This is a genomic window from Amantichitinum ursilacus, from assembly GCF_001294205.1.
GTDB lineage: Bacteria > Pseudomonadota > Gammaproteobacteria > Burkholderiales > Chitinibacteraceae > Amantichitinum > Amantichitinum ursilacus.
On sequence record NZ_LAQT01000037.1, the window covers coordinates 149,764 to 168,201 of the forward strand.

Annotated in this window: 14 protein-coding genes and 1 tRNA gene; 11 read left to right on the top strand and 4 right to left on the bottom strand. The window is 60.7% G+C overall.

What is annotated here, in order from left to right:
• Positions 1-97 precede the first annotated feature (97 nt).
• Positions 98-174: transfer RNA gene (locus WG78_RS20815), tRNA-Met, on the bottom strand.
• Positions 175-230: 56 nt separating this feature from the next.
• Positions 231-1,400: a class I SAM-dependent methyltransferase gene (locus WG78_RS20820; RefSeq protein WP_053939762.1), complete on the bottom strand. Its 1,170-nt coding sequence runs from the start codon at positions 1,398-1,400 to the stop codon at positions 231-233.
• 45 nt (positions 1,401-1,445) lie between these two features.
• On the opposite strand from WG78_RS20820, the gene WG78_RS20825 reads away from it, so the two are divergent.
• From WG78_RS20825 to WG78_RS20855, 7 genes are all read left to right on the top strand, one after another.
• Positions 1,446-2,225 (top strand): pteridine reductase, encoded by a 780-nt coding sequence (locus WG78_RS20825; protein ID WP_236692093.1) that lies wholly within the window; start codon positions 1,446-1,448, stop codon positions 2,223-2,225.
• A gap of 77 nt (positions 2,226-2,302) precedes the next feature.
• Complete coding sequence (gene sodC / locus WG78_RS20830; RefSeq protein ID WP_053939763.1) at positions 2,303-2,827, top strand: superoxide dismutase family protein; 525 nt, start codon at positions 2,303-2,305, stop codon at positions 2,825-2,827.
• Between the two features lie 191 nt (positions 2,828-3,018).
• Positions 3,019-3,963: a tRNA 2-thiocytidine(32) synthetase TtcA gene (gene ttcA, locus WG78_RS20835; RefSeq protein WP_053939764.1), complete on the top strand. Its 945-nt coding sequence runs from the start codon at positions 3,019-3,021 to the stop codon at positions 3,961-3,963.
• A 5-nt stretch (positions 3,964-3,968) separates the two neighbouring features.
• Positions 3,969-4,754 carry a fused MFS/spermidine synthase gene (locus WG78_RS20840; protein WP_053939765.1) on the top strand — a complete coding sequence of 262 codons (786 nt, stop codon included), beginning with the start codon at positions 3,969-3,971 and terminating at the stop codon, positions 4,752-4,754.
• A gap of 197 nt (positions 4,755-4,951) precedes the next feature.
• Positions 4,952-5,449, top strand: a complete 498-nt coding sequence (locus WG78_RS20845; RefSeq protein ID WP_053939766.1) for an RNA pyrophosphohydrolase — start codon at positions 4,952-4,954, stop codon at positions 5,447-5,449.
• 114 nt (positions 5,450-5,563) lie between these two features.
• Positions 5,564-7,150, top strand: coding sequence for a two-component system sensor histidine kinase NtrB (locus WG78_RS20850; protein ID WP_161805177.1), 1,587 nt, complete (start codon positions 5,564-5,566; stop codon positions 7,148-7,150).
• Positions 7,125-8,492: a sigma-54-dependent transcriptional regulator gene (locus WG78_RS20855; RefSeq protein ID WP_053939768.1), complete on the top strand. Its 1,368-nt coding sequence runs from the start codon at positions 7,125-7,127 to the stop codon at positions 8,490-8,492. The genes WG78_RS20850 and WG78_RS20855 overlap by 26 nt, the downstream gene beginning before the upstream one ends.
• A 179-nt stretch (positions 8,493-8,671) precedes the next feature.
• Here WG78_RS20855 and WG78_RS20860 read toward each other — a convergent pair whose 3' ends face one another.
• On the bottom strand, positions 8,672-9,490 hold the full coding sequence (locus WG78_RS20860) for a PhzF family phenazine biosynthesis protein (RefSeq protein WP_152969337.1): 819 nt from the start codon (positions 9,488-9,490) through the stop codon (positions 8,672-8,674).
• A gap of 108 nt (positions 9,491-9,598) precedes the next feature.
• Between WG78_RS20860 and ppc the strand changes: the two genes are divergently transcribed.
• The 4 genes from ppc (at position 9,599) to WG78_RS22880 (ending at position 17,256) form a co-directional block, all read left to right on the top strand.
• Complete coding sequence (gene ppc / locus WG78_RS20865; RefSeq protein WP_053939770.1) at positions 9,599-12,361, top strand: phosphoenolpyruvate carboxylase; 2,763 nt, start codon at positions 9,599-9,601, stop codon at positions 12,359-12,361.
• Between the two features lie 49 nt (positions 12,362-12,410).
• Entirely contained in the window at positions 12,411-12,893 is a 483-nt protein-coding gene (locus WG78_RS20870) for a hypothetical protein (protein WP_152969338.1), read from the top strand.
• A gap of 746 nt (positions 12,894-13,639) precedes the next feature.
• A complete protein-coding gene (locus tag WG78_RS22245; protein ID WP_083459495.1) occupies positions 13,640-15,637 on the top strand; it encodes a glycosyl hydrolase family 18 protein in 1,998 nt (665 codons plus the stop codon).
• 107 nt (positions 15,638-15,744) lie between these two features.
• On the top strand, positions 15,745-17,256 hold the full coding sequence (locus WG78_RS22880; RefSeq protein ID WP_053939772.1) for a carbohydrate-binding protein: 1,512 nt from the start codon (positions 15,745-15,747) through the stop codon (positions 17,254-17,256).
• Between the two features lie 44 nt (positions 17,257-17,300).
• Here the strand turns inward: WG78_RS22880 and WG78_RS20890 are convergent, their stop codons facing one another.
• Positions 17,301-18,353 (bottom strand): FUSC family protein, encoded by a 1,053-nt coding sequence (locus tag WG78_RS20890; protein WP_053939773.1) that lies wholly within the window; start codon positions 18,351-18,353, stop codon positions 17,301-17,303.
• Positions 18,354-18,438: the final 85 nt, after the last annotated feature.

Sequence of the window (18,438 nt, forward strand, 5' to 3'; positions counted from 1 at the left end):
GGGGGCCAGGAAGAAACCTGCCCGAAAACAAAAAACCCCCGCCAAGCAAGCTTGACGGGGGTTTCTGTACTTCCATGTTTTCACACGAAAGATTAACTGGTGGCTATGACGGGACTCGAACCTGTGACCCCAGCATTATGAGTGCTGTGCTCTAACCAACTGAGCTACATAGCCATAAGAGTCGGCGATTCTGGCGTGGTGGGGCGATCTTGTCAACCCTCTGATGCGATTTATAGCTTCCAGGAATCATCGCCATCCTCAAACCCGTGCAACAGCGCGGGCAGCGCCAGGTTGCGCGAGAAGGCGATGGTCTTGAACAGCTCGCCCATTTCGGCCGGGCTTGTCAGTTTGTGCACGCTGGCGGCGGCGCTGACGTATTGGCGGGTGTTTTCGATGCCCAGCGCTTCCAGCTTTTGCGTCAGGCCCGTATTCAGCAGGTATTGCGCTTGCGGAATATAGCCTTCCAGTTGCAGGCCATTGGCTTCGGCGTGTGTGTATACGGCCGAGAAATCCACGTGGCAGGTGATGTCGCACAGGCCGGGCAGGTAGAACGGGTCGATCAGGCTGTGGTGGCGGTAGTGGGCCATCAGCGTGCCCTGGTTGCGTTGCGGATGGTAGAACTCGCGCGCGGTAAAGCCGTAGTCGATCAGCAGCAGCGCGCCCTGGCGCAGGCATTGCGCCACGCTGCGCACAAACGCGTGCATCTGCGGCTGGATTTCGGTGAGGTAATCGGCGGGCAGGTCCAGCGCACTGGCCAGATCAAACAGCTGGCCGCTGTGCAGCGCTTGGTCTTCAAAGGCCAGCCGGTTGTCGCGCCAGACCACGCCGCGTTCAAACAGCTGGCCCGCTTCATCGCGATACACCAGCGCGCACGGCATGGCGTCCAGCACTTCGTTGCCGACAATAAAGCCATCAAAATGCTCGGGCAATGCATCCAGCCAGCGCACGCGTTCCACCAGATGCGGCACGCGCGTTTGCAGCGTGGTCAGCTGGCGTTGTTTAAGGTCGGGCGACAGGTCGACGATGTCGTAGGACAGCGGCAGGCAGTCCAGCCGTTCCAGTTCGGTGAGGATTTCGGCCGCCAGCACGCCGGTGCCGGCGCCAAATTCCATAACCCGGCCTTGCTCGATATGGCGCAGCGCATGGGCGGCAGTGCCAGCCACGCAGGCGCCAAACAGCGGAGACATTTCGGGCGCGGTGGTAAAGTCACCGGCGTCGCCAAACTTGGTGGCGCCGCCTGCGTAGTAGCCCAGGCCCGGCGCGTACAATGCCTGCTGCATATAGTTGGTAAACGAAATCCAGCCATTACTGGCTTCGATACGTTGCCGGATGCGTTCTACCAGCGTGGTGCTGATCAAAAGCGCGTCGGCGGAAGGCGTGGGTAGTTGCGGTGCGGTCATGGCGGCGGGAAAATCCGCAAAAAACTGAGGAAGGCTCAATTCTAAATGACGCAGCCGCAGATGTACGGTTCGGGCGACACGCCGCAGCCCGCGCGCGTTGTGCTGATTACGGGCGGGGCCCGGCGCGTGGGTGCGGGCGTGGCGCGTTTTCTGCATGCACGCGGTTGGCGCGTGGCGTTGCATTACCGCAGTTCTGCCGCCGAAGCGCTGGCGCTGGTGGCCGAGCTGAATGGCCTTCGCGCGGATTCGGCCTGCGCCTTGCAGCAGGATTTGCTCGATATCGCGGCGCTGCCGACGCTGGTGCAGGCCGTGATCAGCCAGTTTGGCCGGCTGGATGCGTTGGTCAATAACGCATCGTCGTTCTTCCCCACGCCACTGGGCGAATTTACCGAGGCCGCGTGGGATGACTTGCTGGGGTCGAATCTGAAAGCGCCGTTGTTTCTGGCGCAAGCCGCCGCGCCAGCTTTGCGCGCCACGCACGGCAGCATCATCAGCATTGTCGATATCCACGTGGAGCGACCGTATCCGCTGCATACCTTTTACACGGTGGCCAAGGCGGGTCTGGTGGCGATGACGCGATCGCTGGCGCGCGAGCTGGCCCCCGCCATTCGCGTCAATGCCGTGGCGCCCGGCACCAATCTTTGGCCCGATGGCGACGGCAGCGTGTTTGATGCGGCGGAGCGGCAGCGCATTGAAGCCAGCATTCCGCTGGCGCGTACCGGCACGCCGGAGGATCTGGCGCAGGCGATTCATTATTTGCTTGAAGCCGCATATGTCAGCGGCGTGATTCTGCCTGTCGATGGCGGCCGCAGCGTGGTGCTCTAAGGTTAAGAAACTAACGCCGCCTGCGCGGTGTCCAGTTTTGGGTATCTGAGCCCATCAACACGCAACCGGAGCAAGTCATGCAAACAATCAAGGTTTTGAGCGGAATTGCCGCATTGGGGCTGGCGGGTTTCAGCTTTGCCGCCACGCTGGATGTGCCGATCCGCGCGGCCACCGAGGAAGGCGCGGGCGCCAATCTGGGCATGGTGCATATCGAAGAAACGCGCTACGGCCTGGTGTTTACGCCGCATCTGACTGGTTTGCCGCCGGGCATTCATGGTTTTCATGTGCATGAAAAAGGCAGCTGTGACCCGAGCGTTAAAGACGGCAAGGTAACGCCGGCGGGCCAGGCGGGCGGACATTTTGATCCGGACAAGACCGGCAAGCATCTGGGCCCGTATGGTGATGGCCATCTGGGCGATCTGCCGGCGTTGTATGTGGGCGCGGATGGGATGGCAATGTACCCGGTGCTGGCGCCGCGCATTACACGCCTTGATCAGATCAAGGGCCACGCATTGATGGTGCATGCGGGGGGCGATAATCATTCGGATGAACCCATGCCGCTGGGCGGCGGCGGGGCGCGCTTCGCGTGCGGCGTAATCTGACGGCCCTGCGGCGTGATCCGTGCAAGCGCATGGCGTAATCGAGGCGGACTTGCAGCCTGAGCGCGCTACCCCCGCAGCGCTCCCGCTCGTCTGCGCTGCGGCCGCAGTCGCGCCAGGGCGCTGATTCAGCTAAAATCCACGCCAATTCAACTATCTACAACGGGGCGCTTGTCGCCCCGTGAGCTTTTGCCATGAACGCAATCCATACCCCCGCCGAGGCCGATGTCGCCAGCCAGGCGGACAAAAAGCAGCAGTACAACCTTAACAAGCTCAACAAGAGCTTGCGCCACGCCGTGGGCGATGCGATCAATGATTTCAACATGATCGAGCAGGGCGATCGCGTGATGGTGTGTCTGTCGGGCGGCAAAGACAGCTACACCATGCTGGATATCCTGCTTAATCTGCAGCGTTCGGCCCCGATTGATTTCTCGATCATCGCGGTCAACCTGGACCAGAAACAGCCCGGTTTTCCGCAGCATGTGCTGCCGGAATACCTGAGCGCGCTGGGCGTGGAATATCGCATTATCGAAGAAGACACGTATTCCATCGTCAAACGTCTGGTGCCCGAAGGCAAAACCACCTGTAGCCTGTGCTCGCGCTTGCGGCGCGGCATTCTGTACCGCGTGGCCGATGAAGTGGGCGCCACCAGAATTGCGCTGGGCCACCATCGTGAAGACATTCTCGAAACGCTGTTCCTGAACATGTTTTACGGCGGCAAGCTTAAAAGCATGCCGCCCAAGCTGGTGAGCGATGACGGCCGCCATGTGGTGATCCGGCCGCTGGCGTATTGCCGCGAAAAAGACATCATCAAATATTCGGAAGCGCGCGGTTTTCCGATCATTCCGTGCAATCTGTGTGGCAGCCAGCCCAATCTGCAACGCCAGGTGGTGGGCGACATGATTCGCGACTGGGACAAGCGTTTTCCGGGCCGCGTTGAATCGATGATGCGCGCGCTGCAAAACGTGGTGCCGTCGCATCTGGCCGATATCAAGCTGCATGATTTTGCCGGCATCAAGGCCGACGGCGTGCCGCGCGACGATGGCGACAAGGCGTTCGATAAAGAAAGCTTTAACGATCCGTCCCGCATTTCGATCCTGGCCAGCCGCCCGGCTGACGACGGCGGTTGCGGAGACTAAGGCCGATGCTGTTTCGCTCAAAACGTAATGGTGCAGCCGCGGCGGACGTGCAGGTTGATGTTTCGGATAACTTCGGCATCCGCAAGCTGCATTTTGGCGGAGATGACACCCAAAGCGCGATGAAGCTGGCGGACCCGCTGGACCTGGTGCTGGCGTATACGCGCTGCGCCTTCGGCTTTTTGCTGCTGGCTGACGCCCCGCGCGATGCGCTGTTGATCGGCCTGGGCGGTGGTTCGATCGCCAAGTGGATCCACGCAAAGATGCCGGATACCCGCCTGACGGTGGTCGAGTTGCACGCGCAAGTGGTGGCGGTGGCGCATTCGATGTTCTTTTTGCCGCCCGATGATGAACGCCTGGATGTACAGGTGGGCGATGGTTCGGCGTGGGTGTATCAGATGGAAGACGCCAGCACCGATCTGATCATCATGGATGCCTATTCGGCCAGCGGTATTGCCGAGCCGCTGGCTACGGTCGACTTCTTTAATGCCTGTCGCGACAAGCTACGCGCTGATGGCGTGCTGGCGGTCAATCTGTGGGGCTCGGACAAGCGTTTTGGCCAGTATCGCGACCGGCTGGCGCAGGCGTTTGATAGCCGTGTGTTGCTGCTGCCGGCACGGCAGAAGGGCAACATCATGGCGTTCTGCTTCAAGCGCGGCTTCAATAATCCGGCCTGGGCAGCGTTGTCGGAGCGCGCCATCAAGCTGGAAGCGCAATACGGGCTGGAATTCAGTGAGTTCGTGGCCGACCTGGCGCGGCTGAATACCCACAACGATCGCAAGCTTTTTATCTAGCCCTGGCGTGCGCAACCGGCCACAGGCCACGGTTTATAAGGTGGTGGCCGGGTTGCGCGACGGCTTACAGGCTTGATTTGCGATTACGTGAGTCTGTCTGGGCCGCCGCCCGCGCAAGCCAATGCATTGCGTGGTTTCCAATGACGCCCGGATGTGAAAAAATCCGGGGTAATCAAAGCTTAACAAGGTAATACCAAATGCTCGACCGAGACGGTTATCGTCCGAACGTCGGCATCATCATCCTCAACCACAGGAATCAGGTTTTCTGGGGAAAACGCGTACGCGAGCATTCATGGCAGTTTCCGCAAGGCGGTATCAAGCAGGGTGAATCACCGGAACAGGCCATGTTCCGCGAGCTGATGGAAGAAGTCGGCCTGTCGTCTCAGCAAGTCGAGATCGTGGGCCGCACGCGCGAGTGGTTGAAATATGATGTGCCGACCAACTGGGTTCGCCGCGAATGGCGCGGCACTTATAAGGGGCAAAAGCAGATCTGGTTTTTACTGCGTTTGCGGGGGCGGGATTCGGACGTGTGTTTACGTCGGACCAACCACCCCGAATTCGACGCATGGCGCTGGAATGATTACTGGGCGCCACTAGACGCGGTGATCGAGTTCAAACGTGGCGTGTACGAAGCAGCGTTGTCCGAGTTGTCGCGGTTTCTGGATAGCGTGCCCACCCGGCGCTGGGGTTCATGAGCGCGGGTCTTTTTGATGCGGCAAGATGCAACGGCTGGGGCAATGCTCCGGCCGTTGTTTTATCCAGGCTATATCGCCATCACCCATCCCATCCCACCAGGAGCCGGCACGGCCATGACTGACCGCGCGACATCCGAAATGCACTGGCGCTCGCTGGCGCTGCTTAATCTGTTCCGGTTTCTTAGCGTGCTGGGGCTGTTTCTGGGCCTTAGCTTGCTGTTTCCGCGCGTGTTGGCCGATTCGGGCGGGCGCGAGCCGTTCTTCTGGGCCTGTGCCATCGATGCGCTGCTGGCGCTGGGCTTTATCTTTACGATCCGCAGCCGCAAACCGGCGTTTGAAATCCAGCTGAGCGCGCAAGTGGCCACCGACATCGTGTTTCTGGTGTTTGTGATGCATCTGTTTGGCGGCGTGCGCAGCGGCATCGGCATTTTGCTGCTGCCGTATCTGGCGGCAGCCGGGCTGATTTCGCGTGGGCGCATGACCTTGTTTCATGCTGCGATGGCCAGCCTGGCCTTGCTAGCGGAGCAACTGGTGCGCGTGGCCTATGAAGGGGTCAGCCCCGACGACAATCTGACGCCCGCGTTGCTGTGCGTGGCGTGTTTTGCGGTGGCGTGGCTGGGTTATCGCTTGTCGCATTACGCCGAGGCCAGCGAGGCATTGGCGGCGCAGCGTGGCGTCGATCTGGCCAACCTGGGCCAGGTCAACCAGCGCATTCTGCAAGACGTCTCGGATGGCGTGGTGGTGGTGGATGCGGTGGGGCACGTGCGCCAGTTCAATCATCGTGCCACCGAACTGCTGGGCTTGCCGCTGACGCTGAACCAGCCATTGGTACAGGCCGCGCCGTCGCTGGACGCCATCTGGCGTGACTGGCGCGAAGACCGCACGCAAGCGCCGGCGCTGCTGGCGGGCCAGGCGCACAAAACGCTGCGGCCGCGCATGGTGCCGATGTCCGAGAACGCCAGTGAAGCCGATGTGCTGATCTATCTTGAAGACATGGACCGGCTGCGCCGCGAATCGCAACAGCTCAAACTGGCCGCGCTGGGCCGCCTGACCGCCAATCTGGCGCATGAAATCCGCAATCCACTCAGCGCCATCGCCCATGCCGCGCAATTGCTGGGCGAAGAAGCCACCGATGACCCGCTGATGCAACGGCTGACGCGCATCATCGACGACAACACGCGTCGGCTGGAACGCATGGTGCACGACGTGCTGGAGCTGAACCGCCGCGACCGCGTGGTGCGCCAGGATATCGAGCTGGATGAATGGTTGCACACGTTTCTCGATGAGTTTCGTCAGGTGGAAAACATCGTTCCGCCGCTTTTGCTCACGTGCCCGCCCCACGTGGTGGTACGGTTCGACCCGGGCCATCTGCATCAGGTGTTGTGGAATCTGGCGCGCAATGGCTGGCGTTATTGCAGCAAAACCGAGGGTTCGTTGGTGTTTAACGTGCTGGCGCATCGGGGGAGATGGCGGCTGGACGTGATCAACGATGGCCCGCCGGTGCCCGCGGACGCGCAAACGCAATTGTTTGAGCCGTTCTTTACCACCGACACCAAGGGCACCGGCCTCGGTTTGTATATCGCACGCGAAATTTGTGCCGCCAATGCGGCGCACCTGGAATATCTGGCGCCGGCAGAAGGCGGCGCCAGCTTTTGCATTACGTTCGGGATCAGTGATGAGCAGAAAAACGAGAATAGATAAACGGGTGCTGGTCGTCGACGACGAAGCAGACCTGGCCGAACTGCTGGAACTCACCTTGTTAAAGATGGGCTTGTCCGTCGATAAAGCGGGCAGCGTGGCCGAAGCGCGCGCCTTGCTGGCGCGCCATCGCTACGACTTTTGCCTGACCGATATGCGCATGGGCGATGGCGAAGGCCTCGAAATCATCGAACACATTCAGGCACGCAAGCTGGATGTGCCCATTGCCGTCATCACCGCCTATGGCAGCATGCAAAACGCCGTGGCCGCGCTGAAAGCGGGCGCATTTGATTACCTGGCCAAGCCGGTGTCGCTGGAACAACTGCGCACGCTGATCAAATCGGCGCTGCGGCTGGACGACGACGAAGATCAACACGCGCCCGGCACCTCGGGCGAAGTCAGTGGCCGCATGTTGCTGGGCGATTCCGCCGCGATGAAGCAAGTGCTGGAGCTGATCGACAAACTGTCGCGCAGCCAGGCGCCGGTTTATGTGAGCGGTGAATCGGGCTCAGGCAAAGAGCGCGCGGCGCGCATGATCCACGCGCGCTCCAGTCGCTCGGACAAGCCGTTTGTGGCGGTCAACTGCGGCGCTATCCCTGAACACCTGATGGAAAGCGAATTCTTCGGCTATCGCAAAGGCGCGTTTACCGGCGCGGATGCCGATCGCGAAGGTTTTTTCCAGGCTGCGCACGGCGGCACGCTGTTTCTGGATGAAGTGGCCGATCTACCGTTGTTGATGCAGGTAAAACTGCTGCGTGCCATTCAGGAACGCAAAGTGCGCAAGGTAGGCGCGACGCAAGAAGAAGCGGTCGACGTGCGCATTATCTCGGCCACGCATCAAAACCTGGCACGCTGCGTGGAAAACGCTAAATTCCGCCAGGATCTGTATTACCGCCTGAATGTGATCGAACTGCATATGCCGCCGCTGCGTGAAATGGGCGCGGATGTGGAGTTGATTGCGCAGCACGTGCTGGTGCGACTGGCGCAGCAAAACGGCATGCCGACCACGCCCGCGCTGGGGCCGGAAGCGCTGGCCGCGCTGCGCCACTATGCGTTTCCGGGCAACGTGCGCGAACTGGAAAACATGCTGGAGCGCGCGCTGGCGCTGTGCGACGGCCAGGTCATCACCGCCGATGATCTGCAGATCAGCCCGGCCAACGAAGCGGGCCGCGAAGAGGGCGGACCAGATAGCGGCGATTCGCTACAGGATTATCTGGATCGCGTGGAACGCGCGGCGATTCTGGAAGGGCTGGAGAAAACCGGCGGCAACCGCACCCAGGCGGCGAAATTGCTGGGCGTCACGTTCCGCTCGCTGCGCTACCGCATGGAACGGTTGGGTATCTAACAACCATAGGGTGGGTCAAGACCCACCTGCCAAAGCCATCAGCTCGGGCCTCGGTGGTGGGTTCAACCGCAGGGGTGGGCGCCAACGCTTCGTCAAATCCGCGCGCCCGTGCCGACCACAGGCGCATTCAGCCGCGCTCGATGAGGCCCGGGCGAACCCCAAGCCGCATCCCCGGAGATTCACATCTCCATCTCAATCTCACCCCCGCCTAGCCGCCACACGCGGCCACCGACGGCGATGCGTCGTTGCGCATCCACATCCAGATGCAGCACCGACAACGGCGACACGCGTCGATGAATCGTATGGCCCTGCTCAATGCGGAAATTGAACGGCGGCACGTTGCCGTTGGCAATAAACCAGTGCCCGATCGCCGCAGCCGCACAGCCCGCGCCAAAGTCTTCCTGCAGATGAAACGGGTCGGCGGTAAACGCGCGCAACGTCAGCACTTCGCCATCATTGCTCCACAACGCCACTTGCAGCAGATGATGCGGATGGCCCAGTGCCGTCATCAGCAAATCCAGCCGCGGCGCCACTTGCAACACATGCTGGCGCGCGCGTAACGGCACCACCAGTTGCGTGAAATCACTGTCAATCCACAGCAGCGGCCCGCCCAGGTCGGCTGGATTCAGGCCCAGCGCAGCGGCAAAGGCCAGCGGATCAATCTGCACCGCACGCGCGTGCGCCGCGGGCGCATGCACCCACCACAAATCGTCGCGCCGATAACCAATGGTGGGCGCGCCAATCGAGGTGGCGGCCGCAATGCACGAAGCGCCCAACGCGCCCATCGCCGAATACGGCAGCGGCATTTGCGGCGTCCAGGCTGACCACGCTTGCGTGCGGGTTTCCAGGAACACGGTTTCAGGCGCGCTGAACTGGTAGGCCAGGCGCTGGCTGATGGCCGCATCGGGCAGGCGCGGCACTTCGCACACGACGATAGGGCAACCGCCCATACGGCGTTCGCCAAAGACATTCAATAGGTGAAAAGGAATTTTTACCATTTTTCAATTGCCATTTACGCCAATACGGCGGCGAATGGAGGTTGTTATTTGTTACAATGGTCGGGTTTGTCCCGCCTGCCCGATTAACGTCACACGATAGCGAATGCCATGTCTTCTGTACTAGAACCCATAGCCGTGAATAAAGACCAGCCCCTGGCACGAGACCTCGATACCCTGGCCGAAGTCTTAGCCAGCACCATCCGCGAACAAACCGGCAATGCCGCCGCGGACCAGATCGGGGCCATACGTGATCTGGCCATCCGCTACGTGGAAGGGCGCGATCCCGAAGCCAGCGCCACGCTGGCGCGTACTTTGTCTTCTCTGGACCTGACCAGCGCCATGGCGTTGGTGCGTGCGTTCAGCTATTTCTCGCATTTATCCAATATTGCGGAAGACCTGCATCACAACCGGCGTCGTCGCGTACACAAGATGCAAGGTTCCACGGCTCAGCGCGGAAGTATAGCCGCTGCCATTGATGCCTTGTTGGCCCGTGACGTTAAACCCGCAGAAATCCTCGCTTTGTTGGGTGAAACACTCATTGCGCCGGTTCTGACCGCGCACCCGACCGAAGTCAAACGCAAAACCATCCTCGAATGCCATCGCGCGATTTCGGATCTGCTACAAGCGCGCGACCGTTATCCGCTGACCACCGAAGAGCTGCGCGCCAATCACGAAGCGCTGGAACGCGTGGTGCTGACGCTGTGGCAAACGCGCGAAATCCGCACCTTCAAACTGACGGTGCAGGATGAAATCGAAAATGGCTCGGCGTATTTCCGCAATACTTTCCTGCACGAAGTGCCGCGCCTGTATCTGGACCTGGAAGATCGCCTGAGCGAACTGACCAACACCAAAGTCGAGCTGCCCAACTTCTATCATGTGGGTTCCTGGATTGGCGGCGACCGCGACGGCAACCCGTTTGTGACCGGCGATGTGCTGCGTTATGCGGTGTCGCGCCAGTCGGGTATCGCGCTCGACTATTACTATCAACAGTGTTCCAAGCTGGAAAGCGAACTGTCGATGTCCACGCGCCTGGTGCAAGTGGATCAATCGTTGCAGGCGCTGGCCGAGCAAGCCAACGAAGATCAGCGTAAATCTGAAGAGCCGTATCGTCTGGCCGTGGGCCATGTGCGCGCGCGGATTTTTGCCACCGCCGTCAAGATTGGCAAGTTCCACCATCAATTGCACGACGTGGCGCGCGCGCCGGAATACGAAAGCGCCGACGAGCTCGCGCACGATCTGGAAGTGATCTCCAATTCGCTGAAATCGCACGGCGCGGCCAAGCTGGCCAATGGCCGTTTGCGTCGTCTGCAACGCGCGCTGTCGGTGTTTGGTTTCTATCTGGCGCCGGTGGATATGCGTCAGCACGCCAATATGCATGAGAAGGCCGTGGCCGAGCTGTTCGAAAAAGCCGGCCTCGAAAACTATATGCGTCTGGACGAGGCGTCGCGCCGCGTGGTGCTGCTGCGCGAGCTGGCCAGCCCACGTCCGCTGATCTGCCCGTATCTGGAATACTCGCCTGAAGTGCAGAAAGAACTGGATATCTTCAGTGCCGCGGCTGAACTGCAAGCACGTTATGGCGAGTCGGTGCTGCCCAACTACATCATCAGCAATTGCGAGTCGGCCTCCGATTTGCTCGAAGTGGCTTTGCTGATGAACGAAGTCGGCCTGATCCAGCTGGCGCCCGCCGTCAAAGCCCGCATCAATATCATCCCGTTGTTTGAAACCATCGGCGACTTGCGCGCTTGCGGCCAGATCATGGGCGATCTGTTTGCGCTGCCGCAGTGGCGTCAGATCGTGGCGGGGCGCGATATGGTGCAAGAGGTGATGCTGGGTTATTCCGACTCCAACAAGGATGGCGGTTATCTGACTTCCAACTGGGAGCTGTACAAGGCTGAGCTGAATCTGGTCAAAGTGTTTGAAGCGGCCGGCGTCAAAATGCGGCTGTTCCACGGCCGTGGCGGTACGGTCGGCCGTGGTGGCGGCCCGGCTTTCGACGCCATCGTGGCGCAGCCGGTGGGTTCGGTTGCGGGCCAGATCCGGATTACCGAGCAGGGCGAAGTGATTGCCTCCAAGTTTGCTGACCGCGAAGTGGGTCGGCGCAATCTGGAGATCATGATTGCGGCCACGCTCGAAGCCAGCTTCCCGACCGAAGCGCAAGCCACCGTGGACACGCCGGAACGTCACAAGCTGGCCGAACGCCTGTCGCTGCGCGCGTATCAGGCGTATCGCGATCTGGTTTACGCCACGCCCGATTTCATCACCTATTTCCGCGAAGCCACGCCGATCAACGAAATCCCGAACCTGAACATCGGTTCGCGCCCGGCCGCACGTAAAAACACCAATTCGATTGCCGATCTGCGCGCGATTCCCTGGGTGTTCAGCTGGTCGCAATGTCGTTTGATGCTGCCGGGCTGGTTCGGCTTCGGCACCGCCATCGCTGAATATCTGGCCGAAACCGGCGAAACCGGGCTGGCGGTGCTGCGCGAGCAATATAAAGAATGGCCGTTCTTTCAGGTGACCATTTCGAATATGGAAATGGTGCTGGCCAAATCCGATATCGCGATTGCTGCGCGTTACTCGGAACTGGTGCGCGATCAGGATCTGGCGCGCCGCATCTTTGGCCGCATCAAGGAAGAATGGCAACGCGCCGTGGATGCGGTGATGGCGATTACCGAGCATTCCACGTTGCTGGGCGACAACCCTTTGCTGGCGCGCAGCCTGGATAACCGCCTGCCGTATCTTGACCCGCTGAACCATCTGCAGGTGGAACTGCTCAAGCGCCTGCGTGCTGGCGATGAAAGCGAAGACCTGCAACACGCGGTGCATTTGACCATCAACGGCATCGCCGCTGGCCTGCGCAACTCGGGTTGATCGACCTCTGATTGCCGATCGGCCCGTGCCGCTGGCACACTACGCCGCCATGAGCCTCCGACTTGTACACATCAAGGCGGGGATGCTTGTGGCGGCGTTGTTATTGGCGGCCACAGCGTCCGCCGCCGTGCCCAGCCACTTTGGCGAGCAGATGGAAGCCGCGCTGACCTGCCGTTCCGAATGGTCGACCGCGTGGTGGCGCGGTTATTTCCGCTCTTATCTCGGTACGCCGCTGCGCACGTGGGGCGAGGCCGAGTGGTTTGACAGCCAGGGCGCGCAACTGGGTGGGGTCACCGCCAAAGAAGCCTTTGTCAATTTGCCTACCAGCGGTGCGTTGATGGTGGGCGTGCTGATTGCGCAGCCAGTGGACAAGGTCAAACAAACCATCGAGACCACGCTGTCGACGCACTTCGAACCCATCGCCGGGCCGTATCCGCGGTTTCTGTCGTTCTCGGGTAGTGTGCTGGTCGGATTGTCCAACAACCAGACCAAGTGGTACTGCGCCCGCTGGAACCTCGGCAACCGCCCATAGGGTGGGTCAAGACCCACCATTCAAAGCCGACTGCTCATAGCGCTGTTCCTGGCATACCGCTTTAGCTGGTGGGTCTTGACCCACCCTATGCGTCCGACGCGATTCACCCGGATGCCACGCGCACCAATTCACGACCGCTGCGTATGACAACGTAATACCAGTTGCCACCTCCCGACGTCAGAAATCGCCTACCCAAACTGACCAGTTCTTTCAAGAGACGGCCCGCACTATGCGGACACACGGGCGCGCTCGCTAGACGACCGCGTGTGGCGCGGTTGATTCAGAATGTGTCTGCCGTCTGTCTGCTTTTTGTCGGCGACCAAGGGTCGTTTCAGCATTTTTCTGGTGCGAGATTACTGCGCAAGAAACGGGCAAAGTACATCAGGCAATGATAATGATGCGTTGCAACATGGTGCTGCGCCGCAATATTCCTAGCTACAGCGTCAATCAGCGTGCCATATATTGCATCGCAACAAATCCACCTTGGTGCGTTTCTGTAAGCGCAAAAGTTGTAGTAAGTAAAACTACTACTACGCAATTTCTGTGTAAAAGTACCAGGGGTTGACACAAATTCGCCATTAGAGAGTTAATGCACCACGTCGAAAGCGGGGCAGAACCTGCACCCGTTGGCCGCCAGGAATAGCAGCGATTGCTTGCAATCGACTGACATAAACAAGCCGGTGGACCAGACCATTACATGCGCGTGAATAACGCCAATGCACAAGACAGGATGGAGACCCTTCTTTATGCGTATCAATCGTTTTGTACTCGCGGCGATACCGGCCGCCCTCGTGGCGGCCCATTCTTTTGCTGCTTATCCGGCCTGGCAGGACGGCGGTACCTACTCAGCAGGTACCGTGGTGTATTACAACGGTCATGATTACCAGGCACTGGTAACCCAGACCGATTACGTCGGCGCCAACTGGAACCCGGCTTCTACCCCCAGCCTGTGGAAAGACCTGGGCGTAGATACCTCGGGCTCCGGCTCGCCGACTCCCGCACCTACCCCCGCACCGACGCCGGCGCCCACGCCAGCGCCGACGCCTAAACCCACGCCGACCCCGGCGCCGACGCCGGTCGCTACTCCGGCTCCGACGCCTGCGCCCACACCGGCTCCGACGCCGAGCAGCGGCTGCGCCGCCGTATGGAGCGCCAGCACTGCTTATAACGCTGGCGCTGTGGTCAGCCTGAACGGCATCAATTACAAAGCCAACTGGTGGACGCAAGGCAACAGCCCGGCCACCGCATCCGGCCCGGTCGGCAGCGGCCAACCGTGGACCGCCACCGGCAACTGTAGCGGCAGCACGCCGACGCCGGCTCCGACGCCTGCACCGACTCCGGCCCCCACACCGGCGCCGACGCCCGCACCGACACCGGCTCCGACGCCAGCGCCCACCCCGGCACCGACGCCGACTCCCGCTCCGACGCCTGCGCCCACCCCGGCGCCGACGCCCACCAGCGGTTACCAGGTCGGTTCGTACTTCGCCCAGTGGGGTATCTACAGCACCGCGTATTACGTGAAGACCATCGACACCAGCGGCGCGGCCGCCAAGTTGACCTTCATCAACTACGCATTCAACAACATCTACAAGCAAGCCGACGGTACCTACAAGTGCCAGGGTCAGGTGACTGCGCTCGAGCCTGGCTCGACCGATGCCTCCAGCCCCAGCGCCGGTCTCGGTGGCGATGCCTGGGCGGATATCCAGAAAGGCTTTGACGCTGCCACTTCGGTCAGCGGCGTGGCCGATGCCTGGGACCAGAAGGTCAAAGGCAACTTCAACCAGCTGAAAGAACTGAAAGCCAAATACCCGAATATCAAGGTACTGGTTTCGCTGGGTGGCTGGACATGGTCCAAGTACTTCTCGGCAGCGGCTGCCACCGATGCCAATCGCAAGGCCCTGGTATCCAGCTGCGTGGATATGTATCTGAAGGGCAACTACCCGGTTGATTCCGGCTCGGCCACCGGTGGTACCGGTGTACTGGCAGGCATCTTCGACGGGATCGACATTGACTGGGAATACCCGGGTATCCAGGGCGTGGGTTACAACACGGTGGATGCGGTCAACGACAAGCATAACTACACGCTGTTGATGGCCGAGTTCCGTAAACAGATGGATGCGTTGGGCCAGCATTATCTGCTGACGGCCACCACCGGTGCGGGTTCGGACAAGATTGCGCAGGAAGAACTGGGCTCTCTGGCGCCGTATATGGACTGGATGAACGTGATGACGTACGACTATCACGGCGGTTGGGAGGCGAAAGGCCCGACTGACTTCCATGCCAACCTGTACAAGGACCCGGCCAGCCCGAATATCGCAGGCGGCGGCGTGATGGCCACTTACGATACCGATGATGCGGTCAAGGAACTGGTCGCAGGCGGCTTCCCGGTTAACAAGCTCAACCTGGGCATTCCGTACTACGGTCGTGGCTGGACCGGCGTGAAGAACGTCAACAACGGTCTGTACCAAGCGGCCACTGGCCCGGCAGCAGGCGCATCGGAAGCGGGCATCAACAACTACAACGTGTTGAAGAACGCAGCCGGTAACGTCTACTACAACAACACCGTGGTGGGCCTGTACAAGTATGACGGCACCAACTGGTGGAGCTATGACGACGCGACCATCATCGCGACCAAGGTGAACTACGCCAAAACCAAGGGTATGGGCGGCATGTTCTCGTGGTCTCTGGATGGCGATGACAGCACCGCAACGCTGACCAAGGCGATGGGCGCGATCCGCAACTGAGCAATGTTTTGACAAGGCAGTGAGACCTGGCCCTCCCTACCCCCGGGGAGGGCTTTTTTACGCCGGTATTCTGGCTTCAAACCAAAAAGTCGAGAGGAAACAACGAGATGGCTATGCAAAAATCGCGTCGTATCAAATCGCTGGTCTGCGCACTGGCGCTGGCTGGCGTGGCCGCACAGGCCTGCGCTACCCGGGTGGCGCCGTACTTTTATACCTGGGGCTTCGGCAACAGCAGCTACGCCGTCACCAGCCTGATGGACGCCAAAAACAAAGCTGGCCTGCAAGGCGCGACGCTGGCTTTCCTGGTGTCCAGCGGCGGTTGCGCGGTGGATAACTCGGTCTCGCAAATGCAAAGCGATATCACCGCGTTCCAGAACGCCGGTGGCCGCGTGATCATTTCGTTTGGCGGGGCCAACGGCACCTATCTGGAATCCACGTGTAGTGCCAGCCAGATGTTCAGCCTGATCGATGGCATTCTGCAAAGCACCGGCGTGCGCGCCATCGACTTTGACGTCGAAGGCGGTCAGTTGGGCAACGCCGCGCTCAACACCGTACGTAATGCCGCGATCCTGCAACTGCAACAAAAATACCCGGGCCTGTATGTGTCGCTGACGCTGCCGGTGATCCCCGCAATTTCGTGGGGCGGTGGCCTGACGCAAGACGGCATCAATGCTGTGCAATCGGCGGCCAGCGCGGGCGTTAACGTCAGCCTTGTCAATCTGATGACCATGGATTTTGGCGGCAGCTTTGATACCGGCGCCACCATGGGCAGCCTGACGCTGTCGGCGGCCAATGTGGTGTTCAACCAGCTCAAGACCATCTACCCGAGCAAGAGCACGGCGCAAATCTGGGCCATGATCGGCATTACCCCGATGATCGGGGTGAACGATGACGCGGCCGAAGTGTTTACTACCGCCGACGCCACCACCGTGGCCAACTTTGCCAAGACCAATGGCGTGGGCCTGCTGAGCTTCTGGGCGCTGCAACGCGATCGCAGCGGCACGGGCGGCAATGATCAGTATTCCAACACCACGCAGACCAACTTCCAGTTTGTGAAGACGTTCCAGAGCGTGGCTTCCGGCACGCCGACGCCTGCGCCCACGCCGACCCCCGCACCGACGCCGACGCCTGCACCGACACCGGCTCCGACACCTGCACCCACGCCGGCCCCAACGCCGTCGGGTTCTTGCGCCGCGGCGTGGAATGCTTCGACCGCCTATAACGGCGGCGCAGTGGTCAGCTACAACGGCGTGAACTACAAAGCCAACTGGTGGACGCAAGGCAACAGCCCGGCCACCGCCAGCGGCCCGGTCGGCAGCGGCCAGCCCTGGACCGCCACCGGCAATTGCGGCAGCGCTGCACCCACGCCGGCGCCGACGCCCGCACCAGCACCGACCCCTGCGCCAACGCCTGCGCCGACTCCGGCCCCCACGCCTGCGCCGACGCCATCCGGTTCGTGCCCGGTGTGGAAAGAAGGCAGCACCTATAACGCGGGTGCGGTGGTCAGCTATAGCGGCAGCAACTACACCGCGCTGGTCACGCAGACCGACTACGTCGGCGCGGGCTGGAACCCCGCTGCCACCCCGTCACTGTGGAAAGCCGGCGGCACTTGCAAATAAGCCGCTCGCGCAAAACAAAGCCCCGCATCGCGGGGCTTTTTTATTTAAAACTTCATCGGCCGTGGCCGCCGCTGATGCGCTTCCCACCGCTCAATCCGCGGCAGCAGCTTGATATAAATCGCCGACCCCAGTCCACAAATCGCGCACGCAATAATCGTGTTCTCGATCCGCGCCCAGGCAAATTCAGGCAGCCGCGCCTGCTGCACCAAACCAAAATCCAGCAGGATCATCACCAGCGCGGTAATCGGAATTACCGTCACCCAATAATTGCGCGCCTGCGCGGCTGGGGTGACCGCACCCATCAGGGTAACGATCAGCGCCAGTGCCCATTCGTTCTGCACAAAATGGATGACCAACGCGCCCAGCAGCACGCCGATCAGCGAGCCCACCAGGCGTTGGATCAGTCGGTGCACGCTATGAAACACGTCGTAAACCGTCACGATGGTGATGGTCAGCGGAATCCAGTAATAGCGCATCAGCCCCAACGACTGGCCCAGCACATAGCCGGTGACCACCAGAATGGTGAAATACAACGCAAACGCGCCGTTGTTATGCCGCCGTCGCATCAGGTGGCGCGCCGCTTCGCGCAGCATCGGCGCAGTCTGGAATTCGGGTTCTTTAAACAGATTGAGCGTGACCAGCACGGCCAGGATGCCGGATAAGCCACCCACAATCACATACGTGCCGCATAAGGGCGGTAAATGCGGCGCGCTATCACCAAACAGAAACGCCACCAGCCAGTATTTGCCGATAAATTCGACTGAGCCGCCTGCACCCTGCAACCAGCCGGCAAACAGTGCAAAGCCACACAGCAAAGCCAGCGATGCGCCCGGCACCCAATGCCCGGCCACGCCGGCAATGCCCGCCAGCAACATGCCTAACGTCATATACAGAATGGCCGCCACGCGCTCGCTGGTTTCGCCGCCGTAATCCACAAACAAGGTGTAGTAAGCGGTGACGCCGCCATACACGGCCGGGAGAAACTCGCCGCGCGAGAGCGCAATCAGCAGCGGCAGTCCGACTGCGATTGCGCCGCGCAGCACCTTGCGGCGGTTGATGGGCGTGGTCGCGAGCACGAGCGATGGATGCAGCGGCATGACAAGCCTGTAATAAGAGATAAGCGCCAAGGGCCCGCCAATGTAGTCGAGCTACGGCGGTTGTGCAGCCGTAAATATGCCAGTT

Bases quoted from the DNA above. Each gene is read 5' to 3' on its own strand.
- ppc (WP_053939770.1), top strand. From the start codon at position 9,599: ATGTCTTCTGTACTAGAACCCATAGCCGTGAATAAAGACCAGCCCCTG.
- WG78_RS20860 (WP_152969337.1), bottom strand. From the start codon at position 9,490: ATGGTAAAAATTCCTTTTCACCTATTGAATGTCTTTGGCGAACGCCGT.
- WG78_RS20840 (WP_053939765.1), top strand. From the start codon at position 3,969: ATGCTGTTTCGCTCAAAACGTAATGGTGCAGCCGCGGCGGACGTGCAG.
- WG78_RS22245 (WP_083459495.1), top strand. From the start codon at position 13,640: ATGCGTATCAATCGTTTTGTACTCGCGGCGATACCGGCCGCCCTCGTG.
- WG78_RS20845 (WP_053939766.1), top strand. From the start codon at position 4,952: ATGCTCGACCGAGACGGTTATCGTCCGAACGTCGGCATCATCATCCTC.
- sodC (WP_053939763.1), top strand. From the start codon at position 2,303: ATGCAAACAATCAAGGTTTTGAGCGGAATTGCCGCATTGGGGCTGGCG.
- WG78_RS20855 (WP_053939768.1), top strand. From the start codon at position 7,125: ATGAGCAGAAAAACGAGAATAGATAAACGGGTGCTGGTCGTCGACGAC.
- WG78_RS20890 (WP_053939773.1), bottom strand. From the start codon at position 18,353: ATGCCGCTGCATCCATCGCTCGTGCTCGCGACCACGCCCATCAACCGC.
- WG78_RS20825 (WP_236692093.1), top strand. From the start codon at position 1,446: ATGACGCAGCCGCAGATGTACGGTTCGGGCGACACGCCGCAGCCCGCG.
- WG78_RS22880 (WP_053939772.1), top strand. From the start codon at position 15,745: ATGGCTATGCAAAAATCGCGTCGTATCAAATCGCTGGTCTGCGCACTG.
- WG78_RS20820 (WP_053939762.1), bottom strand. From the start codon at position 1,400: ATGACCGCACCGCAACTACCCACGCCTTCCGCCGACGCGCTTTTGATC.
- WG78_RS20870 (WP_152969338.1), top strand. From the start codon at position 12,411: ATGAGCCTCCGACTTGTACACATCAAGGCGGGGATGCTTGTGGCGGCG.
- ttcA (WP_053939764.1), top strand. From the start codon at position 3,019: ATGAACGCAATCCATACCCCCGCCGAGGCCGATGTCGCCAGCCAGGCG.
- WG78_RS20850 (WP_161805177.1), top strand. From the start codon at position 5,564: ATGACTGACCGCGCGACATCCGAAATGCACTGGCGCTCGCTGGCGCTG.